At 56.1% G+C, this 26,689-nt stretch carries 30 protein-coding genes; 6 read left to right on the top strand and 24 right to left on the bottom strand.

All coding sequences use genetic code 11. The features are described 5' to 3' along the window. Positions 1-26 precede the first annotated feature (26 nt). Positions 27-1,532, bottom strand: coding sequence for a M28 family peptidase (locus tag BUQ90_RS13790; protein WP_074205730.1), 1,506 nt, complete (start codon positions 1,530-1,532; stop codon positions 27-29). 104 nt (positions 1,533-1,636) lie between these two features. Between BUQ90_RS13790 and BUQ90_RS13795 the strand changes: the two genes are divergently transcribed. Together BUQ90_RS13795 and BUQ90_RS13800 are read left to right on the top strand one after the other, a co-directional pair. After that, complete coding sequence (locus BUQ90_RS13795; protein WP_074205731.1) at positions 1,637-2,602, top strand: SPFH domain-containing protein; 966 nt, start codon at positions 1,637-1,639, stop codon at positions 2,600-2,602. Between the two features lie 17 nt (positions 2,603-2,619). Next, the gene (locus BUQ90_RS13800) at positions 2,620-3,090 is read left to right on the top strand and encodes an NfeD family protein (protein ID WP_074205732.1); all 471 of its coding nucleotides are present in this window, start codon (positions 2,620-2,622) and stop codon (positions 3,088-3,090) included. A 27-nt stretch (positions 3,091-3,117) separates the two neighbouring features. On the opposite strand, the gene BUQ90_RS13805 is transcribed toward BUQ90_RS13800, so the two are convergent. Both BUQ90_RS13805 and BUQ90_RS13810 read right to left on the bottom strand, forming a co-directional pair. Continuing rightward, positions 3,118-3,498 carry a hypothetical protein gene (locus tag BUQ90_RS13805; RefSeq protein ID WP_074205733.1) on the bottom strand — a complete coding sequence of 127 codons (381 nt, stop codon included), beginning with the start codon at positions 3,496-3,498 and terminating at the stop codon, positions 3,118-3,120. Between the two features lie 24 nt (positions 3,499-3,522). Further along, positions 3,523-4,098: a DUF937 domain-containing protein gene (locus BUQ90_RS13810; RefSeq protein WP_074205734.1), complete on the bottom strand. Its 576-nt coding sequence runs from the start codon at positions 4,096-4,098 to the stop codon at positions 3,523-3,525. Positions 4,099-4,326: 228 nt separating this feature from the next. Between BUQ90_RS13810 and BUQ90_RS13815 the strand changes: the two genes are divergently transcribed. Next, complete coding sequence (locus BUQ90_RS13815; protein ID WP_074205735.1) at positions 4,327-4,686, top strand: DUF3597 domain-containing protein; 360 nt, start codon at positions 4,327-4,329, stop codon at positions 4,684-4,686. A 49-nt stretch (positions 4,687-4,735) separates the two neighbouring features. Next, positions 4,736-5,410 carry a uracil-DNA glycosylase gene (locus tag BUQ90_RS13820; protein ID WP_074205736.1) on the top strand — a complete coding sequence of 225 codons (675 nt, stop codon included), beginning with the start codon at positions 4,736-4,738 and terminating at the stop codon, positions 5,408-5,410. Here the strand turns inward: BUQ90_RS13820 and aguB are convergent. The 6 genes from aguB to BUQ90_RS13850 all read right to left on the bottom strand — a co-directional run bounded on the left by aguB (position 5,383) and on the right by BUQ90_RS13850 (position 12,331). Continuing rightward, positions 5,383-6,231 (bottom strand): N-carbamoylputrescine amidase, encoded by an 849-nt coding sequence (gene aguB, locus BUQ90_RS13825; protein WP_074205737.1) that lies wholly within the window; start codon positions 6,229-6,231, stop codon positions 5,383-5,385. The genes BUQ90_RS13820 and aguB overlap by 28 nt on opposite strands. Positions 6,232-6,244: 13 nt before the next feature. Then, complete coding sequence (locus BUQ90_RS13830) at positions 6,245-7,102, bottom strand: class I SAM-dependent methyltransferase (protein ID WP_074206437.1); 858 nt, start codon at positions 7,100-7,102, stop codon at positions 6,245-6,247. Positions 7,103-7,135: 33 nt separating this feature from the next. Then, positions 7,136-7,990 carry a class I SAM-dependent methyltransferase gene (locus BUQ90_RS13835; protein ID WP_074205738.1) on the bottom strand — a complete coding sequence of 285 codons (855 nt, stop codon included), beginning with the start codon at positions 7,988-7,990 and terminating at the stop codon, positions 7,136-7,138. A gap of 80 nt (positions 7,991-8,070) precedes the next feature. Next, a complete protein-coding gene (locus tag BUQ90_RS13840) occupies positions 8,071-9,579 on the bottom strand; it encodes an FMN-binding glutamate synthase family protein (RefSeq protein ID WP_074205739.1) in 1,509 nt (502 codons plus the stop codon). A gap of 76 nt (positions 9,580-9,655) precedes the next feature. After that, positions 9,656-10,636 (bottom strand): agmatine deiminase family protein, encoded by a 981-nt coding sequence (locus tag BUQ90_RS13845; RefSeq protein WP_420812021.1) that lies wholly within the window; start codon positions 10,634-10,636, stop codon positions 9,656-9,658. 18 nt (positions 10,637-10,654) lie between these two features. Continuing rightward, on the bottom strand, positions 10,655-12,331 hold the full coding sequence (locus BUQ90_RS13850) for a M28 family metallopeptidase (RefSeq protein WP_074205741.1): 1,677 nt from the start codon (positions 12,329-12,331) through the stop codon (positions 10,655-10,657). A gap of 159 nt (positions 12,332-12,490) precedes the next feature. Between BUQ90_RS13850 and BUQ90_RS13855 the strand changes: the two genes are divergently transcribed. After that, entirely contained in the window at positions 12,491-14,449 is a 1,959-nt protein-coding gene (locus BUQ90_RS13855) for a S9 family peptidase (protein ID WP_074205742.1), read from the top strand. Positions 14,450-14,505: 56 nt separating this feature from the next. Here the strand turns inward: BUQ90_RS13855 and rpsD are convergent, their stop codons facing one another. The 3 genes from rpsD to BUQ90_RS13870 form a co-directional block, all read right to left on the bottom strand. Further along, positions 14,506-15,120, bottom strand: a complete 615-nt coding sequence (gene rpsD, locus BUQ90_RS13860) for a 30S ribosomal protein S4 (protein ID WP_074205743.1) — start codon at positions 15,118-15,120, stop codon at positions 14,506-14,508. Positions 15,121-15,314: 194 nt separating this feature from the next. After that, entirely contained in the window at positions 15,315-15,557 is a 243-nt protein-coding gene (locus BUQ90_RS13865) for a hypothetical protein (RefSeq protein WP_143182871.1), read from the bottom strand. Between the two features lie 50 nt (positions 15,558-15,607). Continuing rightward, positions 15,608-15,841: a hypothetical protein gene (locus tag BUQ90_RS13870; RefSeq protein ID WP_143182872.1), complete on the bottom strand. Its 234-nt coding sequence runs from the start codon at positions 15,839-15,841 to the stop codon at positions 15,608-15,610. A gap of 441 nt (positions 15,842-16,282) precedes the next feature. Between BUQ90_RS13870 and BUQ90_RS13875 the strand changes: the two genes are divergently transcribed. Then, the gene (locus BUQ90_RS13875) at positions 16,283-16,555 is read left to right on the top strand and encodes a chorismate mutase (protein ID WP_239447440.1); all 273 of its coding nucleotides are present in this window, start codon (positions 16,283-16,285) and stop codon (positions 16,553-16,555) included. Between the two features lie 9 nt (positions 16,556-16,564). Here the strand turns inward: BUQ90_RS13875 and BUQ90_RS13880 are convergent, their stop codons facing one another. From BUQ90_RS13880 to ccmC, 12 genes are all read right to left on the bottom strand, one after another. Continuing rightward, positions 16,565-17,299 (bottom strand): RNA methyltransferase, encoded by a 735-nt coding sequence (locus BUQ90_RS13880; RefSeq protein WP_074205747.1) that lies wholly within the window; start codon positions 17,297-17,299, stop codon positions 16,565-16,567. Next, the gene (gene nrdR, locus BUQ90_RS13885; RefSeq protein WP_074205748.1) at positions 17,296-17,772 is read right to left on the bottom strand and encodes a transcriptional regulator NrdR; all 477 of its coding nucleotides are present in this window, start codon (positions 17,770-17,772) and stop codon (positions 17,296-17,298) included. Before nrdR ends, BUQ90_RS13880 begins: the two co-directional genes overlap by 4 nt. A 15-nt stretch (positions 17,773-17,787) precedes the next feature. Next, positions 17,788-19,098 carry a serine hydroxymethyltransferase gene (gene glyA, locus BUQ90_RS13890; RefSeq protein WP_074205749.1) on the bottom strand — a complete coding sequence of 437 codons (1,311 nt, stop codon included), beginning with the start codon at positions 19,096-19,098 and terminating at the stop codon, positions 17,788-17,790. After that, positions 19,095-19,544 carry a ribose 5-phosphate isomerase B gene (gene rpiB, locus BUQ90_RS13895; RefSeq protein ID WP_074205750.1) on the bottom strand — a complete coding sequence of 150 codons (450 nt, stop codon included), beginning with the start codon at positions 19,542-19,544 and terminating at the stop codon, positions 19,095-19,097. Before rpiB ends, glyA begins: the two co-directional genes overlap by 4 nt. A gap of 106 nt (positions 19,545-19,650) precedes the next feature. Continuing rightward, on the bottom strand, positions 19,651-21,591 hold the full coding sequence (locus tag BUQ90_RS13900; RefSeq protein WP_074205751.1) for a potassium transporter Kup: 1,941 nt from the start codon (positions 21,589-21,591) through the stop codon (positions 19,651-19,653). 155 nt (positions 21,592-21,746) lie between these two features. Beyond that, positions 21,747-22,400 carry a tetratricopeptide repeat protein gene (locus BUQ90_RS13905; protein ID WP_074205752.1) on the bottom strand — a complete coding sequence of 218 codons (654 nt, stop codon included), beginning with the start codon at positions 22,398-22,400 and terminating at the stop codon, positions 21,747-21,749. Beyond that, positions 22,400-22,813 carry a cytochrome c-type biogenesis protein gene (locus tag BUQ90_RS13910; RefSeq protein ID WP_074205753.1) on the bottom strand — a complete coding sequence of 138 codons (414 nt, stop codon included), beginning with the start codon at positions 22,811-22,813 and terminating at the stop codon, positions 22,400-22,402. Before BUQ90_RS13910 ends, BUQ90_RS13905 begins: the two co-directional genes overlap by 1 nt. Beyond that, entirely contained in the window at positions 22,810-23,337 is a 528-nt protein-coding gene (locus BUQ90_RS13915; RefSeq protein ID WP_074205754.1) for a DsbE family thiol:disulfide interchange protein, read from the bottom strand. The genes BUQ90_RS13910 and BUQ90_RS13915 overlap by 4 nt, the downstream gene beginning before the upstream one ends. Beyond that, the gene (locus BUQ90_RS13920; RefSeq protein WP_074205755.1) at positions 23,334-25,271 is read right to left on the bottom strand and encodes a heme lyase CcmF/NrfE family subunit; all 1,938 of its coding nucleotides are present in this window, start codon (positions 25,269-25,271) and stop codon (positions 23,334-23,336) included. Before BUQ90_RS13920 ends, BUQ90_RS13915 begins: the two co-directional genes overlap by 4 nt. Continuing rightward, positions 25,268-25,717, bottom strand: a complete 450-nt coding sequence (gene ccmE / locus BUQ90_RS13925) for a cytochrome c maturation protein CcmE (RefSeq protein ID WP_074205756.1) — start codon at positions 25,715-25,717, stop codon at positions 25,268-25,270. Before ccmE ends, BUQ90_RS13920 begins: the two co-directional genes overlap by 4 nt. Continuing rightward, the gene (locus BUQ90_RS17800; protein ID WP_204244797.1) at positions 25,714-25,866 is read right to left on the bottom strand and encodes a hypothetical protein; all 153 of its coding nucleotides are present in this window, start codon (positions 25,864-25,866) and stop codon (positions 25,714-25,716) included. Before BUQ90_RS17800 ends, ccmE begins: the two co-directional genes overlap by 4 nt. Beyond that, on the bottom strand, positions 25,863-26,579 hold the full coding sequence (gene ccmC, locus BUQ90_RS13930) for a heme ABC transporter permease CcmC (RefSeq protein ID WP_074205757.1): 717 nt from the start codon (positions 26,577-26,579) through the stop codon (positions 25,863-25,865). The genes BUQ90_RS17800 and ccmC overlap by 4 nt, the downstream gene beginning before the upstream one ends. Positions 26,580-26,689 lie beyond the last annotated feature (110 nt).

A 26,689-nucleotide genomic window follows, 5' to 3' on the forward strand; every position in this document is an offset into this window, starting at 1 on the left:
ATTTGATTCTGTGGCGGCCCATGTAATCAGTTCTGGACGTCTCCGCTAGTAGGCTTTTTCGGATATGTCGCGATATTGCCAAAATGCCGTCCCAACGAGACATGAAAGTTGGCATCATCGGTGGCGCCGCCCAGCACCAGTTCGCCATCCACTTCATCGCTCACATCATGATATCTGCCATCGAGAAATGCGTTGAGCCGTTCTTCATCGGCGAAAGCGCTGGTTATCATGAACGCGGGCACACCTATTTCAGTGAACACGAACCCATCCTGACGTGCGAGATAGACATCCGGTTTGCCGGACATGTCGATTTCGCGCCCCTCTTGCTCGGCGACCAGGTCAATCTGGGGATCAAGTGCCGATTGCCCCATTCCGATGACAGCGATTTTCCTGCCTTCCGCTGTCAACGCCACTGTGTCGGCATTGAAAACAGCGATCAGCTTGTCCAGAGCGATTACCGGATCAGCCACAAAAGCCCGAGCACCGAGTAATCCGTTTTCCTCAGCCGTCGTTGCCAAAAAATAGATGTCACGATCGGGGCGAGCGTCCGCCAGTTGTCTCGCGGTTTCGATCAGCAGGGAAATACCGCTCGCATTGTCTACGGCACCGTTGCAAATGCGATCACTCTCTCCCTCATCTCCGCATATGCCAAGATGATCCCAGTGCCCCATGTACAGCAACGCCTGTCCGTCCGGCCGCTGACCGGCTATCTTGCCGATCACATTGTGCGAAATGAAGGTTCGCACCCCGGTTTCGACCGACATATTGACGGTTGCAGCTATTGGTTGCACGACAAAATTCTGTCCACCAGCAGACTCCACAATATCCGCTGGCTTGAGTCCGGATTTGCGCAGCAATCGTGCCAGTCCGGCTTCGGAAATCATGCCCTCAACCTGGGCGTGAAGCCCTTCCCGGTCGAGATTGGTGGCAGGTAACCGGAATCGCCGTTCGAACCGCAGCCACCGGTTTTTGCCGCGAATGACGGCAATCACGCCATTTGCGCCCGCGGCAATCAGACGGGCCTTGCGTTCACGATAGCTGGGGAAATCAGGTACCAGCGGCTGGCCCGAGAGAAACAGGAAGGCGACCTTGCCTTCTACTTCGGGGCGAAGCTCATCAACGCTGGCCGTTGCATAGCCGGCGTGAACCAGTTCGGCACTTGAGATCTGACTGGCTGCTTGCGACCCTCGCAGCACGATCTGTCCGTCGCCGATGTCGATTTTTCGCGTTCGACGACCAGCCTGTCGAAGGAATGTGATATCCTGTGCCCCGGGCGCACGCTCGACCAGGCCCACTTTCATGTACCAGCCGGAATCAGGCGCTCCACCGGATAATCCGGCCTTCAGCCATTGGGTCGCGATATAGTTCACGGTCTTGTTTTCGCCAGCCGTTCCGGGTTTCCGGCCTTCGAAGGCGTCGCTGGCCAAAATGTCGATATGGGCGCGGAGCTGCTCTTGCGTAATGCCGTCTGCAAATGCCGGGACGGGAAAAAAGGCGATGGATGCGATAACGGCAAAAAACAGGAGACGCATAGATACTGATAACCTTCTTCCTGAAGCGAATATTCGCTTTTTCCTTGGCATTATGCCCCAATTAATCAATGATAAAACCGAACTGAATGCAGGAGTGAAGACCGATGGAATTCGTACTACTTGTCGCATTGATTGCCATATTGTTCTACCTTTTTGCGAGCATCAAGATCGTCCGCCAGGGGTACGAGTATACAATCGAATATTTCGGCCGTTTCACGCAGGTTGCGAAACCCGGATTCAATTTCTTTCCCGCCTTTCTTTACCGGGTCGGCCGCAAGGTCAACATGATGGAGCAGGTCCTCGACATTCCGGGTCAGGAAATCATCACCAAGGACAATGCCATTATCCACAGCGACGGGGTCGTGTTCTTCCAGGTTCTGGAGGCTGCCAAAGCGGCTTACGAAGTCAATGACCTCTACAACGCCATCATGAATCTGACGACGACAAACCTCAGAACCGTCATGGGATCAATGGATCTCGACGAACTGCTCTCCCGTCGCGACGAGATCAACGCCCGGCTGCTGACCGTGGTCGACGAGGCGACCACCCCGTGGGGAATCAAGATCACCCGGGTGGAGATCAAGGACATCCAGCCGCCACAGGATATCTCCAATGCGATGGCTCGCCAGATGAAGGCGGAACGCGAAAAGCGCGCGGCCATTCTGGAAGCGGAAGGCCTGCGGGAAGCGGCAATCAAGAAGGCGGAAGGTGAAAAGCGTTCCCAGATTCTGGAGTCCGAAGGCCGCAAGGAAGCAGCTTTCCTCGACGCCGAAGCCCGCGAGCGCGAGGCTCAGGCAGAAGCCAAGGCGACGCAGATGGTCAGCGACGCGATCGCGGGCGGCAATGCGCAAGCCGTGAATTACTTCATCGCCCAGGATTATGTGAAGGCAGTAAGTCAGTTCGCAACCTCCCCCAATGCGAAAACCATATTGTTCCCGGTCGAAGCAACCCAGCTGATCGGTACGCTGGGCGGTATCGGCGAACTGGCGAAGGAAGCACTGGGCGAAGATGCGGGCACGGCTGTTTCCGCAAAACCTTCAAAGCGGCGCAATCCCTTTGATCAGCAGTAACGGCACGAGACGGACCCATGGGTGATTTTTTCGGGATAGAAGCACATTATGCCTGGCTTATACTGGGCATATTGCTGGCGCTGGCCGAGCTGTTTGTTCCCGGCGTCTTTCTGATCTGGGTGGCAGCCGCAGCGTTTCTCACCGGCATTATCGCTTCTTTTGTAGACCTGACTTTTGCCGGACAGCTCACCACATTTGGCCTTGCGACAGTCGCTTCGGTCCTTGCTGGTCGTCGCTGGTACCTGACCCATGATGTGAAGAATGAGGACCCGCTGCTCAATGACCGGGCTGCGAGACTGATTGGAAAAACCGTCACTGTCGTCAAGCCGATCACTGCAACCGCCGGTCGCGTGAAGGTTGGCGACAGCGAATGGCCAGCGCGCGGGCCGGAGCTGAAAAAAGGGGCCACCGCCAAAATCATCAACGTGGAAAATGGCGTTGTTGTCCTCGAGGACAATGCAGAGCCCCAGGCCCTGCCAAACTCATAGCAGCTAGCGGAACCAGCTGGCCGGGATCTATTTCTTGAAAAATCCCTTGGCCATGTCGGTAATATCGTTGATCGGATTGCCGTCACCGTCCCGATCCAGAAAACCACTCATCTTGCCCAAGAGGCCATCTTCGCCGGACAGCTTGTCCATCAGACCACCCTCTCCGTCCAGGCCAGCTTTTTCCGCCATGGCGGGCAACAGGCCTTGCAGCTTTTCCGCATCCACGCCGGATTCCGCGGCTGCTTCCTTGATGGCCGTCATTTTATCGACACTGCCGTCCTGAAGCTTGGCAAACAGCGCTTCACCACTGTTCTTCAGTTCTTCCGCAGACATGCCGAGTTTTTCCGACAGTGAATCCAGATTCACATTGTCAGGCATCATATCCAGAATATTGTCGAGTAGAGCCATTGTCATCCTCCAGGTTGGGCGGGTCTAGCGAGCAAGCTTGCCGGCCATATTGATAATATCATCCAGCGGATTTCCGTCGCCGTCCAGATCAAGAAGCGAACCCAAGCCCCCCAGACCGCCGCCGGAAGACTGGGATCCGCCGCCAAGCAAACCGCCGATCAGGCCGCCCAGCCCGCCGCCATTGCCGGAATTTCCGCCGGATTGCTTGGCCATGTAACCAGCGACCATCATCGCAACGACCGGCAACATTTTCTTGAGCAGGTCACTGCTGATTCCGGTCTGCTGTTCTGCGCCCGCGGCGACGGTCCGGCTGACTTCCTTGGATCCGAAAATCTGGCCCAGCACTTCATTGCCTTGCTGAACCGGAGTCTGTTGTGGCGCCAGTACGCTGTCGAGCAGTCCGCCGCCGCCGAGCTGTCCCAGCAAACCGCCCAGTCCGTCGAGCCCGCTCGGCTGAGCCTGTGTGGTCTTTTTGAAGCCCCCCAGGATCGCCGGAAGCAATGCTGCGGCGCCGGCCTGGGCGACATTTTCGCTAATCCCCAGTTCCTTCGCCATGTTGCCGATACCACCCGATTGCTGCAGTACGTCCATGATATTCATTTCTGGTCTCCTTGCCCACTAAGTCACTGATTTTGATTCTGTTCTCGACTCGGCCTTAGCACAAATATCGCGATAAAACCGGCTTCGGAGAGGCTTTACACCTATTTACACACGCAGTTTTGCGGCCAAACGCACCAATCACGAGACGGCGTTTGACTCCGCCGCTCCGAAGCCCGAAAACGATTCAAGGGCAATCAGGTTTTTCGCAGAAATAAAGAGGAGCAGAACATGAGCATTTTCGGGAAAATCAAAAACGCAATTTTCGGTGGCGAAGCAAAGGCCGCCGAACCAGCCGCTATCCCGATGGAGGAAGCACCGAAGGAACGGGCCGCTATCAGCGAAGTCGATGTGACCGCACGTCTCGACAATATTCCGGGTGCCGACAAATTGAACTGGCGCACATCCATCGTCGATCTGATGAAACTCGTCCAGATTGATGCGAGCTATGAGAACCGCAAGGCGCTGGCCATTGAGCTGGGCAATGCCGACTATAGCGGATCGGCCGAAGACAATATCGCGTTGCACAAGCGCGTGATGAGCGAGATCGCGGCCAATGGCGGAATCGTTCCGGCAGAACTGAAAGACTGATCACAGTCATTTCTGGACTTCGGGTCCAGCGCAATTCAGGAAGGGGGTCATGAGCAATCATGGTCCCCTTCCCTTTGCCGAGGCACCAAAAGGTTGCCGTCGCTGTCCCCGACTGGTCTCCTTGCGACGGGATTTGCGCCGGGAGGAACCGGATTGGTGGAACGCGCCGGTACCTGCTTTTGGTGATCCGGCTGCCTGGCTCGCCATCGTCGGCCTTGCACCGGGAAAAGAAGGTGCGAACCGGACTGGTCGCCCCTTCACCGGGGATGCATCGGGCGACACATTATTCGCCACTCTCGACAAGTTCGGATTGAGCAAGGGTCAGTTTCGATCCCGCGTGGACGACGGAGTCCAATTGAAGGGTGCGATGATCTTCAACGCGGTGAAGTGCTTGCCGCCTGAAAACCGGCCGGTGGGTGCGGAAATCGCAAATTGCCGTCCTTTCCTGAAGAAGGGCCTTGGTGCCCTCCCCAACCTGCGCGTTATTTTGGCACTGGGCAAGATTGCCCATGATAGCCTCATTCGCATGACCGGTTGCAGGCTATCAGAGTTCCCGTTCGGGCATGGTGCCGAGCACCGGCTGCCAGATGGCAGAATCCTCATCAACAGCTATCATTGCAGCCGGTACAACATGAATACCCGCCGCCTGACCGTGGACATGTTTGAAGATGTGTTTCGTCAGGCGCTTGCCGCTGCTCAGCTATCCTCGACCAGACGTCCGTAAAGATCAGGCCGGCGATCCCGGAAAAAACCCATGCCGGCGCGGCGTTCGCGGGCCCGTTCGAGGTCAAATTTCGCAATCAGGACGCCCGTTTCGTCAGCCCCATATTCCGCGACCAGATCACCCCACTCATTGGCGATAAAGCTGTTCCCGTAAAATGTCTGTTCGCCTTCCGGCCCGATCCGGTTGCTGGCAACAATCGGCATGCAATTGCTGACCGCGTGCCCCTGCATCGCCCGCCGCCACATCCGGCTGGTGTCAAGATCCGCATCATAGGGTTCCGATCCGATGGCCGTGGGATAAAGCAGCAATTCCGCACCCATCAACGCCATCGCCCGCGCGCTTTCCGGATACCACTGGTCCCAGCATATCCCCACACCGACCGTGGTTCCGAAGACATCCCAGACCTTGAAGCCACTATTGCCCGGACGGAAATAGAATTTTTCCTCATATCCCGGCCCGTCAGGAATATGGCTTTTCCGATAGACGCCCATGATCTCGCCCTCCGCATCGATCATGGCAATACTGTTATAATAATGGTTGCCATCCCGTTCGAAAAAGCTCGCTGGTATGGCCACCCGCAGCTGCTTCGCCAGCTTCTGCATGGCAAATACCGGCGCGCTTCTGGCAACCGGTTTGGCCAAGGAGAACAGGGCCTCGTTTTCCGTTCTGCAGAAATAGGGGCCAGCAAACAGTTCCGGGGGCAATATGATTTGCGCGCCCAGCTCTGCAGCCTTGACGACGAGATCTGCCGTCATCTCGATATTTTGTTCTTCCGGACCGGCCAGTGACAGCTGCAGCGCCGCGACGGTCAAACCGCTCATGTGCGAATCTGATTCAAGGCAGCTTGCGGAACAGGAGCGTCATCCGGTCCGATTCCCCTATCGCCGTATATTTGGCCTTGTCGACATCACCTTCGGCGTAACGGGGTGGCAATGTCCAGACTCCTTTGGGATAGTCCGCCGTGTCCTTCGGATTGGCATTGATTTCCGACTGTTTCACCAGCTCGAAACCATGGGCTTCCATAAAGTTCACTACCGCAGCGGTGTGCAGATACCCCTTGTTGCCGTCGGCAAAGCTGAACGGTGCGTCATCCTTTGCGCGATGCTGGACAATGCCGAGCGTACCGCCATCTTTCAGCATGCTGCGCATCACCTTGATTTCGCTGTCTGCCAGATTCCAGCGCATCAGATTATGCATCATCCGGGGAATAATTACGAAATCCGCCGTTCCCATGACGTCTTCCGGCACATTGTCCGCGGTATAAGCCGAGAAGGTCCCGGCTGGCATGCCGGTCCAGCCGGCAACATCATTGGGGAATTTGGCCGGAAAACCGCGGATCCGTTCTTTCGCTTCATCGCCAAATGGTAGTGGGTCCGGCGCAAAAGTCAGCCCGATATACTTGCCTTTTTCTGCCACATAAGGTGCCAGAATCTTCGAATACCATCCGCCGCCGGGGACATATTCAACAACCGTATCCGTTGGTTTTACCCCAAAAAAGGTGAGCGTTTCGACCGGATTGCGATATTTGTCTCGAGCCTTGTCATCTCCGCGGCGTTCATGCGCGACGATGGCTGCCAGGGCTTCGCCGGTTTGCATGGCTTCGCCCTTGTCATGATCCTTGGCCGATGCCGGAAATGTGGTTGCGAGGGTGATCGCGGCGAACGCACCCATTGCAGTCAGTGTCTTTTTCATCATCCGTCCTTTCGATGAGATGCTGGATATTCTCTAGCTGCGCTTGCGGAACAATAGCGTCATGCGGTCCGATTCACCAATATCCAGATATTTGCTTTTATCGGTTTCACCTTCTGCCAGTCGCGGAGGCAGTGTCCAGACACCTCTGGGATAGTCCGAACTGTCTTTTGGATTGGCATTGATCTCGGAGCTTTCTGCCAGTTCGAAACCATGGAGTTCGAACAATGCGATCACCGAAGACTGCTTGAGATAGCCCCGGCTGCCGCTTGATATGGCATAGGGCGCATCCGGCTTGGCGCGATGCTGAACGACGCCGATCATCCCGTCGTCCGCCAGAAGCTCGCGCAATGCTCGCAATTCCGAATCCGCATAGTTGCGATTCATCATGCCATGCAGGGATCGGAAGATCACAATCCGGTCGACCTTGCCCTTAATCTCTTCCGGTACTTCATCACTTTCATAGGCCGCGATCTCCTTCGCATCTATGCCGGTCCATCCGGAAGCCGATTCCGGGAAACGCTCGGGCCAGCTTTTGGACCGCGCCTCCCTGGCCCGACTTGTGAAACTGATGCTATCGCTATTGGTTCCCACCGCAACATATTTTCCGGCCCCGTGTACGTAAGGAAGCAACACCCGGGTATACCAGCCGCCACCCGGACCATATTCCACGACCATATGTTCCGGCTTGATCCCGAAAAATGCCAGTGTTTCGGCCGGCCGGCGATATCTGTCACGGGCCATGTCATCCGCCCGGCGTTCATGGCTCAAAACCGTTTTCAGCTTCTCATGACTTTCGGCGGTATTTTTATGGTCGCGGGCTTCGGAAGGAAGTGCCGGTACAGCGATGAAAGCGGCAGCAGCGCTCGCCAAAAACAATATCTTTTTCATGGTCTTGCCTCTCTGATTTGGGGGATTATTTGACTGGCGCATTGCATAAGTCACGATGCCAGACATTGGAAGGGGTCAGATCATAGACCGGTTCGATAGGCATCGATCACCTCCGGACGCGGATAAAGCTCATCGAGCGGCACCGATTTTCCGTTGGCCTGCATGATACGGACATGTTTGCGCCCGAGCTGGCGGGGCTCATCAACACCGCAGCTGTGGGCCAGAACCTCCACTTCGTGCACCAGGCTTTTGCAATAATTGGCAACCTTGGCCTTTTTGTCATTCGGATCGAGCCCGCGCTGGAAACGGGGATCATGAGTCGTGATACCGGTCGGACAGGTATTCTTGTTGCACTTCATCGCCTGGATACAGCCCAGCGAGAACATGAACCCGCGCGCGCTGTTGACAAAATCGGCACCGGCGCAAATGGCCCAGGCGACCTCGCTGGGCGTAATTCGCTTGCCGGAAGCGATGATGCGGATGCGTTCACGCAGGCCATATTGGTGGAGAATGTCCGACAGCATCGGCAGGCTTTCGTGCAGTTGCAGCCCGACATTGTCCATCAATGGCATCGGCGCTGCCCCGGTCCCGCCATCGCCGCCATCCAGCGTGAAGAAATCTGGAGCGCTTTCGATGCCGCGCCGATGAATCTCCTCGCACAGCTCACTCAGCCATCCATAGGACCCGACGACCGACTTGATTCCCGTCGGCTTGCCTGTGGTCCGGCGGATCATATCAACCATGTCGAGCATGTCGCCCACGCTATTGATCTCGGGATGCCGGTTGGGAGAAATCGAGGCTTGCCCGACCGGGATACCGCGGACTTCGGAAATGGTTTCGGTGACTTTTGCAGCCGGCAGGATCCCGCCTTTGCCCGGCTTCGCGCCCTGGGACAATTTGATCTCGAACATGCGAACCTGATCATGCGCCGCTATCGCCTTGAGCTTGTCGGCGTTGAGACTGCCATCTGCATTTCGCACGCCATATTTGGCGGTGCCGATCTGGAAAACGATGTCGCAACCGCCCTCCAGATGATAGGCAGAAAGGCCGCCCTCACCGGTGTTCAACCAGCACCCGGCCATACGCGCACCATGGGACAAGGCCCGAATGGCGGGGACGGACAGTGCGCCGAAACTCATCGCGGAAATGTTGAACAGCGACCGCGATTCAAAGGGATTCTCACAATAGGGACCGATGGTGCAAAGCGCCGTTTCCGCAGCATCTTTCTCCAGAGTCGGGAATGGGCAATTGACGAAGATCGGTGTCCCGGCCGGCTGCAGGTTCTTGGTAGAACCGAATGCAATTGTGTTGCCCTTCCCCTTCGCTGCACGGACCACCCATTCACGCTCAGCCCGGTTAAACGGCATTTCTTCGCGATCCATGGCGAAGAAATACTGGCGGAAAAACTCGCCCAGACTGCTGAACAAATGCCGGAACCGCCCGATCACCGGATAGTTGCGCCGGACTGCGTCCTGCTTCTGTGTCACATCGATGATGAACAGGACCACCAGCAGGGCCAGACCGAGACCCAGAAGAAATATCAGGATATAGGTCAAACTGCTCAGAATATTGAGAATATTGTCAGCCATGGGATCCCCGTCATTGCTGTGTCAGGTCTAGCATGAGAGCGGACTGCAACCAAGTTCCGCAGAGCCAAAAAAATCGCTAGTCCAGCGCCGGAATCTGCTGAGATATGCAGTGAAAACTGCCACCCCCGCGAAGCAGCGCCATGCTGGACAGACCAATTACCTTGCGCCCCGGGAAGAAGGCCGCCAGATTTTCCAGAGCCGCGCTGTCCTCGGGCACGCCATATTGCGGAATAGCGACCACCGTGTTGCCGATATAGAAATTCATGTAGCTGGCTGGTGCGACATCACCGTCGACCAGGTATTTTCCAACCGACGGCAGGCGCCGTACATCCAGTCCGGCTGTTTCGGCACGGGCGGCGGCACCATCATATATCGCCGCGTTGGGATCATCGGGCCGGCTCCCAATGGGAATGACGAGCGTGCCCGGTGCAACGAACCGCGCCAGATTGTCCACATGGCCATCAGTATGATCTGCCGTCAGCCCGTCGCCCAGCCAGCAGAGTTTCCGAACGCTCAAAGCAGCTGACAGCCGGCGCTCGGCTTCTGCCCGGTCCAGTCCCGGGTTGCGATTGGAATTTAGGACACATTGTTCCGTCGTCACCAGTCGGCCCGTGCCATCGCCGTCGATCGCACCACCTTCCAGCACCCAGTCATGTTTCCGGATCGGCATCGAACGCATCGCGGCCAGACGCGATCCGATATCCTGATCACCGGCCATTTCAAATTGCCGGCCCCAGCCATTGAAGCCAAAATCATTGGCCAGCAATTTGCCCTCATCGATGGTTATGACCGGACCGGTGTCGCGGAGCCAGATGTCGCCGAATGGTTCGATGACCGGCTGGACCCGATCTGATGTCAGCGACCGTGCTGTTCTGGCATCCTGCTGGTCCCGGCAGACGAGCAGAACCTGCTCCCCCTTCCCGTCATCAGAAACCGCGTCAGCAAAGGCCGCCACTTCTCTCTGGGCTTCTTTGAGCATTTCCGGCCATTCCGCCGGATTGCCCGGAAATCCGATCCAGACGGCCTCGTGCCGTTCCCATTCAGCAGGCCATCTCACCAGGTCGATGCACCCTTTTTATGAACCGGCACGACTCTGATCACGGATGGCCCGGAATTCGTCACCTTCCACCCAGTTCGGCCAGTCTTCCGTCGTCGCCAGCATCCGCGCAACCGTATAATAGACTCTGAGATCAGCCATCACGCCGGTCCAGTCCCAGTCGGCATCAAATTCATCCGACGGTGCGTGATATTTGTTGGCGCGGTAGTCATCGGCAATTTTCTTGCCGGCTTCCCGGCCGCCGTCAACCAGATCCTCACCGCCATCGAAATAGATCATCGGCACGCCCTTCTTGGCAAAGCTGAAATGATCCGAACGGTAATAGTAGCCCGCTTCCGGTGTCGGTTCGGCTTCCGCTATGCGACCATCATTGGTCAATGCTGCCTCGAGATAGTTATCGAGCTCCGATTTGCCCTTGCCAACCACCACAACATTCTTCGCCGGTCCGGCAATCAGAAAAGCATCCATATTGACCCCGCCGACAGTCTTTGCGAGCGGATAAACAGGATTTTCGGCATAGTGCTTCGAGCCCAGCAAACCAGATTCTTCAGCTGTCACCGCCAGAAAAATGATGCTGCGTTCCGGAGCGCCTGCCTTGGCATGTGCTTCTGCCAGCGCGACCAGCGCTGCGGTTCCGGTGGCATTGTCCACCGCTCCATTGCAAATATTGTCACCACTTGCATCCGGTTTGCAGATGCCCAGATGGTCCCAATGCGCGGTATACAGCACATATTCGTCAGGCCGGGATTTGCCCTGCAATATGCCAATCACATTTTTCGAATTCATGCGCATCATGGTGTTCTCGAAAGACACCGAAGCCTTCAGTCCCAGATCGACAGCCTTGAAGCCTTTCTGTTTCGCCGCAGCCATCTGTGCGGCAAGATCCAGACCAGCATTCGCAAAGATCCGCGCCGCCACATCTTTGTGTATCCAGCCATTGACCTTGGTTTGGTCAGCGCCGCCATTCTCGCTCTGGGCATAGAATTGCGGTCCGCTCCAGCTCGATTCCACGACGTTCCAGCCATAGGAAGCCGGTGCGGTATCATGGACAATCAGCGCCGCCGCTGCACCTTGCCGCGCGGCTTCCTCATATTTGTAGGTCCAGCGGCCATAATAGGTCATCGCCCGGCCACCGAAATCACCTTCCAGGCTATCGGTCCCAAAGTCCGGATCGTTTACCAGAATGACAACGGTTTTACCTTTGACGTCCAGCCCCTCATAGTCGTTCCAGCCGCGTTCCGGCGCATTCACGCCATAGCCAACGAACACCATGTCGCTGTCGACGATGTCGATCTTTTTCTGTTCCCGATAGGTGGTGACAACCATCTCCGGACCGTAGGCCAGGCTCAGATCCTCGCCGCCTCCCGTAATCGTCAACGGTGATACATTCTGAGCTTCAATAGATAAAAGTGGAACATCCTGGTACCAGCTGTCTCCATTGCCCGGCGCAATCCCGGCAGCTGCAAATCTTTCTGTGAGCAGCGCAAGAGTTTTCTCTTCCCCGACAGTGCCCGGTGCCCTTCCCGCAAATTCATCCGAAGACAATTCCCGGGTGATATCCTTCATCGTTTCCAGCGAAAGCTCGGGTGCTGAAGTCGGAGGAACAGGAGCAATTCCCGCATCCATGTCGTCATCGACACATGCACTTAAACTGAGGAGAGACGCAGCCAGGACTGCAGGTAGAAGCTTTTTCATTCTTGAGCACCCTTGTGCTTGTTGGTTTCCTTTGCAATCTCATTGGCAGAGCAAGGAATTTGAGGCAAGTGACGACTGCAGCAAAATGTCTCGTTGCAAAGCCATCCAAATTATGTTTGATCAACAAAATCGGTATTACTTTCCGGCGGGGCTTTTTTCATGCGTTTTGCACTTCTTTTGTTAACCGTTATTGGTTTCTCTGCATCTGCCAATGCCCAGACCGAGGCGGAACCAGAGTGGCTTTTTGGACAACGACAGGGTGTGCTGGACATTTCGCTTTCACCAGACGGGAAGCAAATCGTTTATGTTGCGCCGGGCCCGGGGCGAACATCTCATGTCTATCATGTCAATCTCGCTGACAAACAGCCCAAGCTGATTTCCCGGTCTTCCGGAAATCCGGAACGGATTACCGGTTGCGACTTTATTTCCGGCAACCGGATAACATGCTCTGTCTACGGTGTAAGAGACATTGGCGGAGCGATCATCAACTATCGGGAAAATATCGCTCTTGGTACCGATGGCAAAGACATGCAGAAGCTAGGTCAAAGGCAGAGTTTTTACGCCACGAAAAGACGCCAGTTTGACGGCTTTATTGTAGATAGCCTTCCCGAAAGTGATGATGTTCTGATGGCATGGGAATTCGTTCCGGAAGTCAACGCGTCATCGAAAATTTCCCGGACCGCAGATGGTATGGGGGTTGTTCGGCTGAATACGAAAACGGGCAGATGGAAGGGAATCGAAAAAGCCCGGCGAACGGCCACCGATTTCCTGAGTGACGGGAGTGGCAATATCCGGGTCATTGGATTTGATGTTCTCACCACTCGGGGAAGCGGTTCGACCGTCACACGCTATTCCTATCGCAAAGCCGGAGAAAAGAAGCTTCACGATCTGAGTACGTATGATTATCTGGATCGCAGTGGTTTTCGGCCACTTATTGTCGACAGCTCAACCAATTCGGTATTTGGCCTCCAGCTGAACAAGGGAAAAATGGCTCTTTTCTCCGTTTCGCTTGACGGATCGCTCGACAAGAAACTGGTCTACGCGCATCCGGAAGTTGATGTCTCGGGAACCAAGCAGTTTGGACGCGACCAACGTGTTGTCGGAGCTCGATATGCAGACGAATTCAACCGTGTTGAGTATTTTGACAAGTCACTCGCCTCGTTGTCAGCGCAGCTTTCAAAGGCATTGCCAGGTAATCCCACTCTCCAGTTTCTGCAATCCAGCCTGAACGAAAATATTCTGCTGCTTTACGCTGGCAGCGATATTGACCCTGGCCGGTATTACATATTTGACCGGTCTCAAAAAAGGCTCGAAGAAATCATGCTGGAACGACCGCAGCTGGAAAACATCTCGCTGGCAAGGGTCAAACCAGTTTCCTATGCCACGCCAGACGGCACGACAATTCCCGGCTACCTGACACTCCCGCCAGGTCAGAATTCATCAAATCTGCCCGCAATCGTGATGCCACACGGCGGTCCATCTTCACGCGATGTCTGGGGCTTCGACTGGCTGGCTCAGTATTTCGCCAGTCAGGGTTATGCTGTATTGCAACCGAATTTTCGCGGATCAGATGGATTTGGACAGAAATGGTTTGAAGTGAATGGATTCCAGCAGTGGCCGACAGCGATCGGCGACATTTCCTCCGGAGCCAGGTGGCTGGTGTCGGAAGGTATTGCAGATCCGGACAAACTGGCCATAGTTGGCTGGTCATATGGCGGTTATGCGGCATTGCAATCAGGAGTTACCGAGCCAGATCTGTACAAGGCCATCGTTGCCATCGCCCCGGTTACAGATCTCAGGACGGAACTTGATAACGCGCGAAAATACACGCATTTCAGCAATGTTTTGAAATATATCGGCCAAGGGCCTCATCTTGTCGAGGGCTCGCCGGCTCAAAAGGCTGAGAAGATGAAAGCTCCGGTCATCATGTTTCACGGGGATATGGATTTGAGCGTAGATGTCGCCCATTCCCGCAAGATGCAGAACGCTCTCAAAAATGCCAACAAGGAGTCGGTTTTGCACGAATACAAGGATCTTGACCACGGTCTCGAAGACAGCAATGTCCGGACCAGAATGCTCCAGGAAATTGACGTTTTCCTTGGATCACATTTGAAATAACAAAAAAGGCGGCCTCGCAATGAGGCCGCCCCTTGTTTCAGGTATAAAGTGCCAAATCAGCGCGAATAGAATTCGACGACCAGATTGGGTTCCATCGTTACCGGATAAGGCACCTCGTCCAGGGTCGGAACGCGCACATAGGTCACCTTGTCGGTACCGTCCGGGGTCACATATTCGGGAATTTCCCGCTCGGGCAGGCTCTGCGCTTCGATGACGAGCAGCATTTCCTTGGCCTTGTCGCTCAGCGTCACATCATCGCCCGGAACAACCTTCCGCGAAGCGACGTTGCATTTCACGCCGTTGACCCGAATATGACCATGGCTGACCAGCTGGCGGGCGGCGAAAATCGTCGGTGCGAATTTTGCGCGATAGACCACCATGTCAAGACGCTGTTCGAGAAGACCAATCAGGTTCTGGCTGGTATCGCCCTTCATTGCAGCGGCTTCTTTATAAGCGCGGCGGAACTGCTTCTCGGTCACATCGCCATAATAGCCTTTCAGCTTCTGCTTCGCGCGCAGCTGCAGGCCATAATCGGACAATTTGCCCTTGCGGCGCTGGCCGTGCTGACCAGGGCCATAATCGCGCCGGTTGACGGGCGATTTGGGGCGTCCCCAGATATTCTCGCCCATGCGGCGATCAAGCTTGTATTTCGAACTGGTACGTTTGGTCACGAAAGGACTCCAATTTGCTGTTTGATACAATCCCGGAATGCACCGAATATCCGGAAGATATCCGCGGCTACCGCTTCACCGGGGTGCGGAGCCAATTGCAAGACGCGCGCTATGACGAGAATCTCTGTCCCTGTCAAGCGCGGGTACCTCGTTTCAAGACTGGGCGCTATTTCAACTGACGGAACGCCGGGCGCCTAGTCTTCATTCAGATTCTGCGTACCACGGCTGTAGTTGGACCGGTTCTGCAGTTCTTCCTTGTTGCTCTTGTCGATGCGTGCCCATTGCTTGGAGGTGCGGCAGACTCGCTCCGGTATGCGGGATCCGAGTACCCGATGGGTTCTGCAGACGATCTTTTTCTCTTCCGCATTGTCTGTTTCGACCGTTTTGTCGACGGTATCTCCGACCACAGCGAGTGAAAGCAAAAGTGAAAACATCATAGTTCTCCCGAAAACAATTACGCCTGCAAATTAACTCCTGTCCGCAAAGTCTAGTTGCTGCCCTGGGTTCCGCGGCTCTGGTTGGAACGGGTTTCCAGCTGGCGCTTCTGTGCCTCGTTGATTTTCGCCCATTCCTTGCTCGAACGACAAACCCGCTGGGGTATCCGTGTACCGAGCGTTTTGACGGACTTGCATACCATTTTCTTTTCTTCGGCTGCATCCGTTTCCGTCGGTGTGGCGACAGTGTCACCTGCCAAGGCAAGTGAAAGCAATAGTGAAAACACAACAATTCTCCTGAAATACTAAAGGCGAAGCAGATCTGAACCTGCCGAAAAAAGCCTAATTACTGTTTTGTGTGCCGCGACTCTCGTCAAAACGTTTCCGCAGCTGTTGGTCATTTTCCTTGTCAATTCGTGCCCATTCCTTGTTCGTCCTGCACACCCGTTCCGGAATTCTGGAACCGACCACCCTATGGGTTCTGCAAACGATCTTCTTCTCGTCTACAATGTCTGTTTCTGCCGGAGTGGCAGCAGTGCCACCTGCCATGGCAAGTGCAAGTAAAACTGAAAACACAACAAATCTCCAGGAATTTGAATGCCTGATGCTTAGCAGAATTCCGGTAGAAATCCACAACTATTCCCAACATCTGCTCGACAATTGACTAAAGCTCTTATAACGCCGCGCCTATGTCTTATTCCAAAGAATCCATCTCCCGGACCACCGATATGGCCGCGCTCAGAACGACCATTGACCAGCTGGACGCCGACCTTGTCTCACTTCTCGAATTGCGGTTCCAATGCATGGAAGCAGCCGCCAGAATCAAGGAGACGCGCGACGCGGTTCGTGACGAAAAACGCAAGGCCGAAGTCCTGGAAAATGTGAAGAAACTGGCCAGTGAAGCGGGAATCCCGTCCCCTTCCGTCGCTGCAATGTGGGAAATTCTGATTGAAACATCAATCAGTTACGAATTTCAAAAATGGGGCGATCTCAGAGAATGAGATTCTGCTTCAGGGCTTTTTGCGGGGATGCGGGTTTTCCAGTGCACTGATGACACCGCGCAATGTCCGGATCTCCTCGCTGGTCCATCCCGGTTTCGTTAACATGTTTCGGAGTGTAATTTTGGTGGCCGGCGCCCGGTCCGGGGGATAAAAATATCCCGTCTGTTCAAGGGCCCCCTCCAAATGATCATATAACTGATCCAGCTCGGATTGCGGTGCCGGGGAAGATGGTTCTTTCTCGCGCGTTGGCTGAACAGTCATCTGACCGGTTCGGGAAAGTTCATAGGCCATCAGAATCACGGCCTGGGCCAGGTTCAGCGATCCAAATTCCGGGTTAATGGGAACGGTGATAATCTTGCGTGCCAGTTCAACATCGGCAACCTCCAGCCCGGATCGTTCCGGTCCAAACAGAATCGCAGATTTGCCCGTTGCTAATTGCATCTCTGCTGCTGCCTCCACCGGATCCAGAACCGGCTTTGTCATGCCACGCTTGCGCACGGTTGTGGCGTAGACATGGGCACAATCCGCCACCGCTTCAGCGGTCGATGCATATACCGCCGCTTTTTCCAGCACGATGTCTGCACCTGCGGCGGTTGGACCCGCCGCCGGATTGGGCCAGCCATCGCGCGGATCGACAATTCGCATCTCGGTCAGGCCGAAATTGAGCATGGCCCTTGCCGCCTTGCCGATATTCTCGCCAAGTTGCGGCTTGACCAGCACCAGTGCAGGCAGGTCGCTGCTCACTTGTCGTTCAGATCGCTGGCGCCGATATCCTTCACGCTACCCGCAAATTCCTCGAAATCCTTCGCCTCAGTGAAATCCTTGTAGACCGACGCAAACCGAATATAGGCCACGCTGTCGAGCGATTTCAGTCCATCCATCACCATTTCACCGATCCGCTTCGACGGGATCTCGTTTTCCCCGCTGGTTTCCAGCTGACGCTGAATACCCGAAACAAGCTGATCCATCTGTTCCTGAGCGATTCCGCGCTTGCGACAGGCAAGGGAAACCGAGAGATCGATCTTCGACCGGTCAAATGGTTCTTTCCGGTCCTCGCTCTTCACGACGGTTATTTCCCGAAGCTGTATCCGCTCAAAGGTCGTGAATCGGGCACCACAGCCTTCGCATTGCCGGCGCCGGCGAATGGTGGTGCCATCTTCGGTTGGTCGACTGTCTTTGACCTGACTGTCATCATGGGCACAAAAGGGACAACGCATGGAAAACCTGCTCGTCTATTCAGGATAAATCGGGAAACGCGAACACAGATCCTCGACCCGGGCACGGACATCGGCTTCCACCGCCGGATCACCGCTTTCGCCTTTCTCCCGCAGTCCGTCGAGAACATCAGCGACCATGTCACCGATCATCTGGAACTCGGCAGGCCCAAATCCTCGTGTGGTGCCAGCCGGAGAACCAACACGAATCCCGCTCGTTTTCATTGGCGGTTGCGGGTCGTTGGGGATGCTGTTCTTGTTGCAGGTAATGCCGGCCCGTTCGAGCGCTTCGTCCGCGTCCCGTCCGGTGATCCCCAGCGGGGACAGGTCAATCAGGGCCAGGTGCGTATCCGTACCGCCCGCAACCACGTCCGCGCCCCGTTCTTTCAGGCGAGCGGCCAGAACCTTGGCGTTTTCGATTACGGCTGCCGAATAGCTGGCAAATTCGGGGCGCAACGCCTCACCGAACGCCACCGCCTTGGCCGCGATCACATGCATCAGCGGTCCGCCCTGAAGACCCGGGAAAACCGCTGAATTGATTTTCTTGGCAATTGACTCGTCATTGGTCAGCACCATACCGCCACGAGGGCCCCGCAATGTCTTGTGCGTCGTGGTGGTCACGACATCCGCAAAGTCCAGCGGACTGGGATGGTATCCGGCAGCAACCAGTCCGGCGAAATGGGCCATGTCGACCATGAAGATCGCTCCGACGGAGTCGGCAACTTCCCGGAAGCGCGCAAAATCAATCTGGCGCGGATAGGCCGAACCACCGGCAATGATCAGTTTCGGCTGATGCTCCTTCGCCAGCGCTGCCACTTCGTCATAGTTGATCAGGTGATCGTCATCATTCACGCCATATTGCACGGCATTGAACCATTTCCCAGACTGCGCCGGCTTGGCGCCATGGGTCAGATGGCCACCGGCATCAAGCGACATGCCCAATATCGTATCGCCGGGCTTCGTCAGCGCCAGCATCACGGCGCCATTTGCCTGCGCACCGCTATGTGGTTGAACATTGGCAAAGCCGCAGTTGAACAGCTGTTTGGCGCGTTCGATTGCCAGCGTTTCGACATCATCGGAAGGGGCACAGCCCTGATAGTAGCGACGGCCGGGATAACCTTCCGCATATTTGTTGGTGAACACCGAGCCCTGCGCCTGCAACACCGCTTTCGAAACGATATTTTCCGAGGCAATCAACTCGATCTGGTTTTGCTGGCGGGTCATTTCCGCATTGATCGCGCCGGCGACAGCGGGATCGCTTTCCCCAACGGCAAAATCAAAAAAGCCGGTCGGCCGGATATCCTGAATATCTGCTACATTGCTCATCATGCTACTCCTTCGGTGGTCGGAGCGGACAATTTGTCCACCCGGCGCTGATGCCGGTCTCCGCCAAATTCCGTATTCAAAAATCCGGTGATGCAGTCCTTCGCAATTTCGATCCCGATCAACCGAGCACCCATCGCAATAACATTGGCATCATTATGTTCGCGGCTCAGCCGGGCCGACAGGCTCTCCGACACCAGCGCACAGCGGCAGGCCGGATTGCGATTGACCGCGATCGATATTCCAATTCCTGACCCGCAAAGGGCAATGCCCCGCTCCGCCGCCCCGGAAGCCACAGCCTCCGCCAGTTTGTATCCGAAGTCCGGATAATCGACACTGTCTGCCGTCATCGGCCCCAGATCCGCAACTTCATGCCCACTCTCTTCCAGCCAGGCTACCAGAGCCGATTTCATTTCGATGGCAGCGTGATCAGAGGCAATGGCAAGACGCATGGGCCGGTTATCCTGTTGCGAGAATCAATGCCCGCTATCTAGTAGAGCGGGGCGGGATAGGCCACAAAATATTTGATTGAACGCCACTTCTTTTGGGCGGACGGGATCAGATTTCCATCTGACTGCCGAGTTCAACGACCCGGTTGCTGGGAAGCTTGAAAAATTCCATCGCTGTCGCCGCATTGCGCAGCATCCAGGCGAAGATTTTTTCACGCCAGATCATCATTTGCGGTTTCTCGGATGGCAACAGGGTTTGCCGCGACAGGAAGAAGCTGGTCTGCATCATCTTGAACTCCATCCCGCATTCCTTGACCTTTTTCAGCGCGGCTGGGACATCGGTTTCCTGCATGAAACCGTAATTCAGGATCAAACGGTAGAAGCCATCGCCCAGATCGGTAACCTCGACCCGCTTTTCCGGTTCGACATAGGGCACATCCTGAATGTTGACGGTGAGAATGACAACGCGTTCGTGCACCACCTTGTTATGCTTGATATTGTGCAGCAAGGCGGAAGGGACACCGACGGACGCGGAAGCCATGAAGATTGCCGTTCCGGGCACCCGCGTCGCGCTGTTCTTGGCCGATTTGGTAAAAATCTCGATCGGCATGGCAGCTTCGGCCATGTTCTCGCGCATGATTTTCCGGCCTTTGGCCCAGGTGGTCAGCAACAGGAAGGCAAAACCACCAACCATCAGCGGGAACCAGCCGCCTTGCGGAACCTTGGTCAGGTTCGCAGCGAAATAGGCACCATCGACGAGGAAGAAGAGCGCCAGCAACGGCACCGCGTACCACCATTTCCACTTCCACATGGTGAAAACCAGAACCGCGAGCAGACAGGTGTCAATCAGCATCGCTCCCGTGACGGCGATGCCGTAGGCGGAGGCGAGATTGCTGGAACTCTGGAAGGTCAGAACGAGGATCAAAACCGCGATCATGATCGTCCAGTTAATGACCGGAATGTAGATCTGGCCCGCTTCGGATGCACTGGTATGCTTGACAGTGAGCCGGGGAATGAAACCCAACTGAATTGCCTGGTGCGTAACCGAGAAAGCTCCGGAAATCACGGCCTGGCTGGCGATGAATGTCGCCATTGTCGCAAGGATCACCAATGGCAGTCTCAGCATTTCGGGGGCCAGCAAGAAAAACGGATTCTGGATCGCGGCGCGGGCACCGGCTTCATCCAGACCGATGATCATCGCGCCCTGGCCAAAATAGTTGCAGAGCAAGGCCGGCATGACAAAGCCGAACCACGCAATACGCATGGGTCGCCGGCCAAAATGCCCCATGTCGGCAAACAGCGCCGCGGAGCCGGTAACAGCCAGAACCACTGAGCCCAGCGCCAGAAAGGCCTGAAACCCGTCAATCAGGAAAAACTGGACGGCATACCAGGGGTTGAGCGCGAGAAGGATTTCCGGGTTCTGGACAATCTGGGTCAGCCCCAGAATTGCTATCACCGTAAAATAGACAAACATGATCGGTGCAAACAAAGCCCCGATTTTGGCGGTTCCGCGCGATTGAATGACGAAAAGGAAGACCAGCAGACCGACAGCGATCGGCAACACCAATGGTTGCAATCCAGCCTCAACGACAGTTAGGCCTTCCACAGCAGACAGCACCGAAATCGCAGGCGTAATCATGCTGTCGCCATAGAAGAGCGATGTTGCGAAAACGCCCAGCAATATGGCCACCCAGCCAAATTTGGACTTTCTCAAGGCCCCCGAAAGCAATGCAACCACGGCCAGACTTCCGCCCTGCCCCTTGTTGTCCGCCCGCATCAGGATGGTGACATATTGTATCGCCACGACGAGGGTCATCGACCAGAATATCAGGCTGACCACGCCGAACACGTGGAGCTTGTCCAGATCCAGCGGATGCGCCCCGACGAAAGTTTCCCGAAACGCATAGAGCGGGCTGGTCCCAATATCGCCAAAAACAATTCCGATCGCGCCGGCCGCCAGTTTGGCAACAGCACTGCCCTCCTGCCTCGAACCGTGCGGTCTTATCACGCGGCCGGGCTTGCGGCTGGATTTAGCGGTTGATTCTGACATTGGACAGGCCGGTACGGCGTTCCCCTGAATAGATAGAAACCCGGTGGCTAGCACAGCCTGCAAGTTTCAGCGAGCGGGCGCGATTAGCACGCGCCTATTGCGCACGCAACACAGCGATCTTTTCGTTAACCAATCGCTTGATAATCCGGGATTTTCTATTCAGTCGCAGGGGGTTCCGAAGATGGCGGCAAACTAGGCTGCGCACGCTCCATAGCGGCCAGACGCGACTCGAGATCTGCACGCCAGGGTGCATCATCACTGCTGCGCTCCAGCAATTCCGTCCAGATCGCCCGGGCCTGGTCGATATTACCGGACTGGGCATAGGCCATGCCGAGGAAAAATGGTGGTCCGGGATGTTCCGGCGAAATCTCGGCGGCGCGCTGAAAGGCAAATTGAGCAGCCGGAGTAATGATGCCATCCGCATGAACAACCAGCGCATTGCCGAGTCCCACCCAAAGGTCCGGATCATCCGGATGTTCCTTGACCCCGTTTCGCAGGTAATTCGCAGCTGCGCCGTGCTTGCCGCCGCGATTCAGCGCATCGGAAAAGATGAGCCATTCCCGGGCATCGCCAAACCGCTCACCCAGCTCATTCCGGGCATCAATATTGCTGTCATCAAAACTGTTGGGCTTTTCGGTCGGTTCAATCGACACGCCGGCCATCCCCGGATTACCCTGCCACGCATAACCGGCCACTGCTAGCAATAGTGCCGCACCGGTCAGTTCCCAGGCCGGTCGCGGCAATTTGCCCAGCCAGAGCAAGGCGCCAAACAGCAACAGCAAGAACCCGAGCAGTATCAGCCAGCCCATTACTCGTTATCCTTTTTCCGGCGAAACCGACCGCGTGCCAGCCAGATCGCCAATATCAACAGGATGACCGGAGCGATCCAGAGCGGCCAGGTGATCGCAGATACCGGCGGATCATAGGTCACCCAGGCACCATATCGGTCCACCAGCCAGTCCCGCACCTGTTCCGGCGTTTCGCCGGCGGCAATCCGTTCGCGCACCTTGCTGCGCATGTCGCCAGCCATGGGCGCGTTGCTGTCCGCGATGGACTGGCTCTGACATTTGAGACAGCGCAGTTCTTCCATCAGATTACGTGCCGCAGCTTCCTTCACCGGATCATCCAGCTGGCGGTCCGCCAGTGGCGCAGGCGGCAGGCCTGTCTGGGCGAAAACCGGGGGCGACAACATTAATGCAAGGAGCAGGCAAAAATATTTCATTCCGCTTCCTTCAGTTTCTCGAGCAACATGGCGACATCGTCCTTGCGAATATCTCCAATATGCTGATGGGTTATCACACCATTGCCATCTATAACAAAAGTCTCGGGAACCCCCGATGATCCCAATTCCAGCTGCACCGAGCTTGTTTCATCCGACCCGATCCGGCGATAGGGATTGCCCCAGCGAGTAAGGAAATTTGTGATATCTTCCTGCCGGTCACGAATGGCAATGGCATTTATGTCGACGCCCGCGCGTTCCAGTTCAAGCAACTGCGGCGCTTCCGCAATGCAGGGAAGACACCAGCTTGCAAAGATATTGAGCAGCTGCGGCTTCCCGGTAGCCAGGTCACTGCTGGCTAGCGCTGGCCGCTGATCAATCGCTGCTGGCAGGGAGAATTCGGGCATCGGCTTGCCCACCATGCGCGACTGAATGATATCATCCTTCGGCATGATCAGTCCCGTGGCGAAGGCGGCAAAGAATATCGCAAACAGGCCCAGCGGCACCCAGAGCACCCAGCGTCTCACACCATCACCTCTGCATATTCTCTTTGCAGGCGCTGACGACGACTGCGACGCAATCTTCCGACCACCGCCAGCAGACCACCGAGCGCGACAAGAATGCCACCATACCAGATCAGCGTAACAAACGGCTTCCACCAGGTCCGGATCTGCCAGCGCCCTTCGCTGTCACCCTCGCCGAGCACGACATAGAGCTGACCATTCCACCGCGTCAGCAATGCGGCTTCACTGGTCTGTGTCTGAGCGGAAGCGAACATCCGGTTCTGCGGCGTGATTTCGACCGTTTCTCCCCCGTCATATCGTGCGGAAATCCGGGCTTCCAGAGCGGTCCAGTTGGGTCCGGCCAGCGGTTCAATTGCTTCGAATTTCAGATTCCACCGGTTAATTTCAATCTCGGTCCCCGGCTGCGCGGCGACCAGTTTTTCTTCCGTAAAGCTGCTTTCCGATGCCATCCCAACCAGAGCGACCGCAATGCCGAAATGGGCGATGACCATGCCGTAAACATGCATCGGGGTTCGCCGAAGATTGCGTTTCCAGAGCGGCGCAAAACTGGCCAGGGCAATGCCCGCTGCCAGGCCCATGGCCAGTAGCGACATCACCGACATGGACGTCGTGAGCAGCACCAGCAGGAAAACGGCTGCGGCTGTAACCAAAATCGGGATTGAAAGCCGGTTGAGCAACTTTTTCGGATTGTCCCTGCGCCACTTCAGCAACGGACCGGCTGCCATGATCGCGACGAGCAGTAAAGTGATCGGTCCAGCTGCCAGATTGAAATATGGAGGACCGACCGAAAGTTTCTCGTCCGTGATCGCTTCGACAAACAGCGGGTAGAGCGTACCGATAAAGACGATACCCAGGATCGCCGAAAGCAGCAAATTATTCGCCACCAGCGCGCCTTCCCGGCTGACCAGTTCGAATTTCGAGCCTTCTTTCACCGTTCCGATGCGCAGGGCAAAGAGCGCCATGGCGCCGCCGATATAGATGGCCAGCAAGGCCAGTATGAAACTGCCGCGTTCCGGATCAACGGCAAAGGCGTGAACGCTGGTCAGGATGCCGGAACGGACAAGGAAAGTCCCAATCATCGACATCGAGAACGCTACCACCGCCAGCATGACGGTCCAGGCGCGCAACCCGTCCCGTGTGGCGAGCACCGTCACCGAATGGAGCAAGGCGGTTGCGGCCAGCCAGGGCATGAGTGATGCATTCTCAACCGGATCCCAGAACCACCAGCCGCCCCAGCCCAGTTCATAATAGGCCCAGTAGCTGCCGGCTGTAATTCCCAGCGTGAGGAAAATCCACGCGCCCAATACCCACGGCCGCATCGCCCGGGCAAAAGCGGGGCCGACGTCGCGGGTGATCATGGCACCAACGGCAAAGGAAAACGCAACAGAGAGCCCGACATAGCCAAAATACAGGGTTGGCGGATGAAAGGCGAGACCAGGATCCTGCAACAGCGGGTTCAGCCCCTGCCCGTCTGCCGGAACCGGGAACATGCGTTCAAAGGGATTGGAAGAAATGAGAAGGAAAGCGTAGAAGCCGAGACTGATAAACGCCTGCGCCGCCAAGGTCGTCACCAGCGTGGCCGTCTTGAGATTGCGTTCAAAAAGCGCGATCATCGCGCCTGCCAGCCCCATGACGGTCACCCAGAGCAGCATCGACCCTTCATGATTGCCCCAGGTACCCGCAAACTTATAGAGAAACGGTTTTACGGACGCGCTGTTCTTAACCACCAGTGCCACCGACATGTCGGATCGCAGAAACAGCCAAATCAGCAAGAGGAAAGACAGGGTGACCAGTCCGCCCTGTGCCACAGCCACTGGCCGAATCGCCTGCAGGAGATCTGTGCGTCCGGCCTTCAGCCCGATACCGCCCAGAGCCAGCTGCAACAAGGCCAGCCCGGCGGCAAGCCAGAGCGCGATCAGTCCTGCTTCAGCAATCATTCAATCAGTGTTCCCGTTGCCTGTGGCGTACCCGTCATGTCTATGCCTTCCAGCTCGCGCGGAACATAGTTTTCATCATGTTTGGCGAGCAGCGTTTCGGCCACGAACTGTCCGTCTGCAGTCAGCGACCCGTCGGCCACAACACCGGATCCTTCAACAAACAGATCCGGCGTGATCCCGGTATAGCTGACCGCCTGGCGGGCATCGCCGTCCTGGACAATGAAATTGACCGTCACGCCGTCGGCGTCGCGTTTGATCGAGCCAACCTCCACCATGCCACCCAAGCGAATGGCTTGTCCGGCCTCCGGTTTTTTCGCCACGATATCAGATGGCGTGTAGAAGTAACTGGCCTGATCGCGCAGTGCAAAAGCCGCCAGCAATCCAGCACCGATCAGTGCCACCAGCGCCAGCAAAGCCAGCGTCAATCTTTGATGTTTCGCCTTCATGTCCCGGTCTTGGCCCCACTTCGTTTCCTGGTCAGCGCTTCAGCGTGCCGCTCTGCTTTGCGCATGCTGGCATAGCTGAATGCCACCACAGCCATGGTGCCGAATAGCACAATCAGATAGGAAGCGATAACAAATGGCCAATGGTTCATTCTGCAGCCATCCGTTTCAATCGCGCTTCTACCTTTGTTTCGGCCAAAACAGCCCGCATTCTCATCAGAACAATGGCACCGAACAGCAAGCTGAAGCCAATGACATTTACCAGCAATGGCCATAGAAATGCACTATCAATCGACGACCCGCCCACCGTGATGCTCGCCTTTTGGTGCAAGGTGTTCCACCAGACAACCGACCGGTTGATGATGGGAATATTGATGGCCCCGACAATCCCGAAAATGGCGGTCACCCTGGAAACTCCGCCTTTTCCACTGCTGGCATTTGCAAGCGCGATATAGGCCAGATAAAGAAAAAACAGCACCAGAACAGAGGTTACCCTCCCATCCCAGACCCACCAGGTGCCCCAGGTCGGCCGCGCCCAGATTGAACCGGTCATCAGGCTCATTGCCGCGAACATGGCTCCGGGCAGCGCAATCGCCCTCGCGGCGACTGCTGCCAGCGGATGCTGCCAGACGATCTGCATGATGCTGGCGATCGCAATGCCGGTCCAGCCCCCCATGGCCAGCCAGGATGCCGGCACGTGGATATAAAGGATCCGGACGCTGTCGCCCATCAGCCGGTCAGCCGGTGCGAGGACCAGTCCATAGACCGAACCCGCGGCAATTAGCAGGATACCCAGCCCAAACAGCCATGGCGTCAATGGCCGCGCAATGGACAGAAAACGGGCAGGATTCGCGTAAGCGTGCATTTAGGAACCGGTCTTCTTCAGTGTCTGCCGAAATAGCTGCATAATCGCAGGTTTCGATGGCAGAAGACCAGCTGAGCGACAAGTGTTTTTCTTGGAATTCGGCAGCCCGA

The organism is Parasphingorhabdus marina DSM 22363 (assembly GCF_900128895.1).
GTDB lineage: Bacteria > Pseudomonadota > Alphaproteobacteria > Sphingomonadales > Sphingomonadaceae > Parasphingorhabdus > Parasphingorhabdus marina.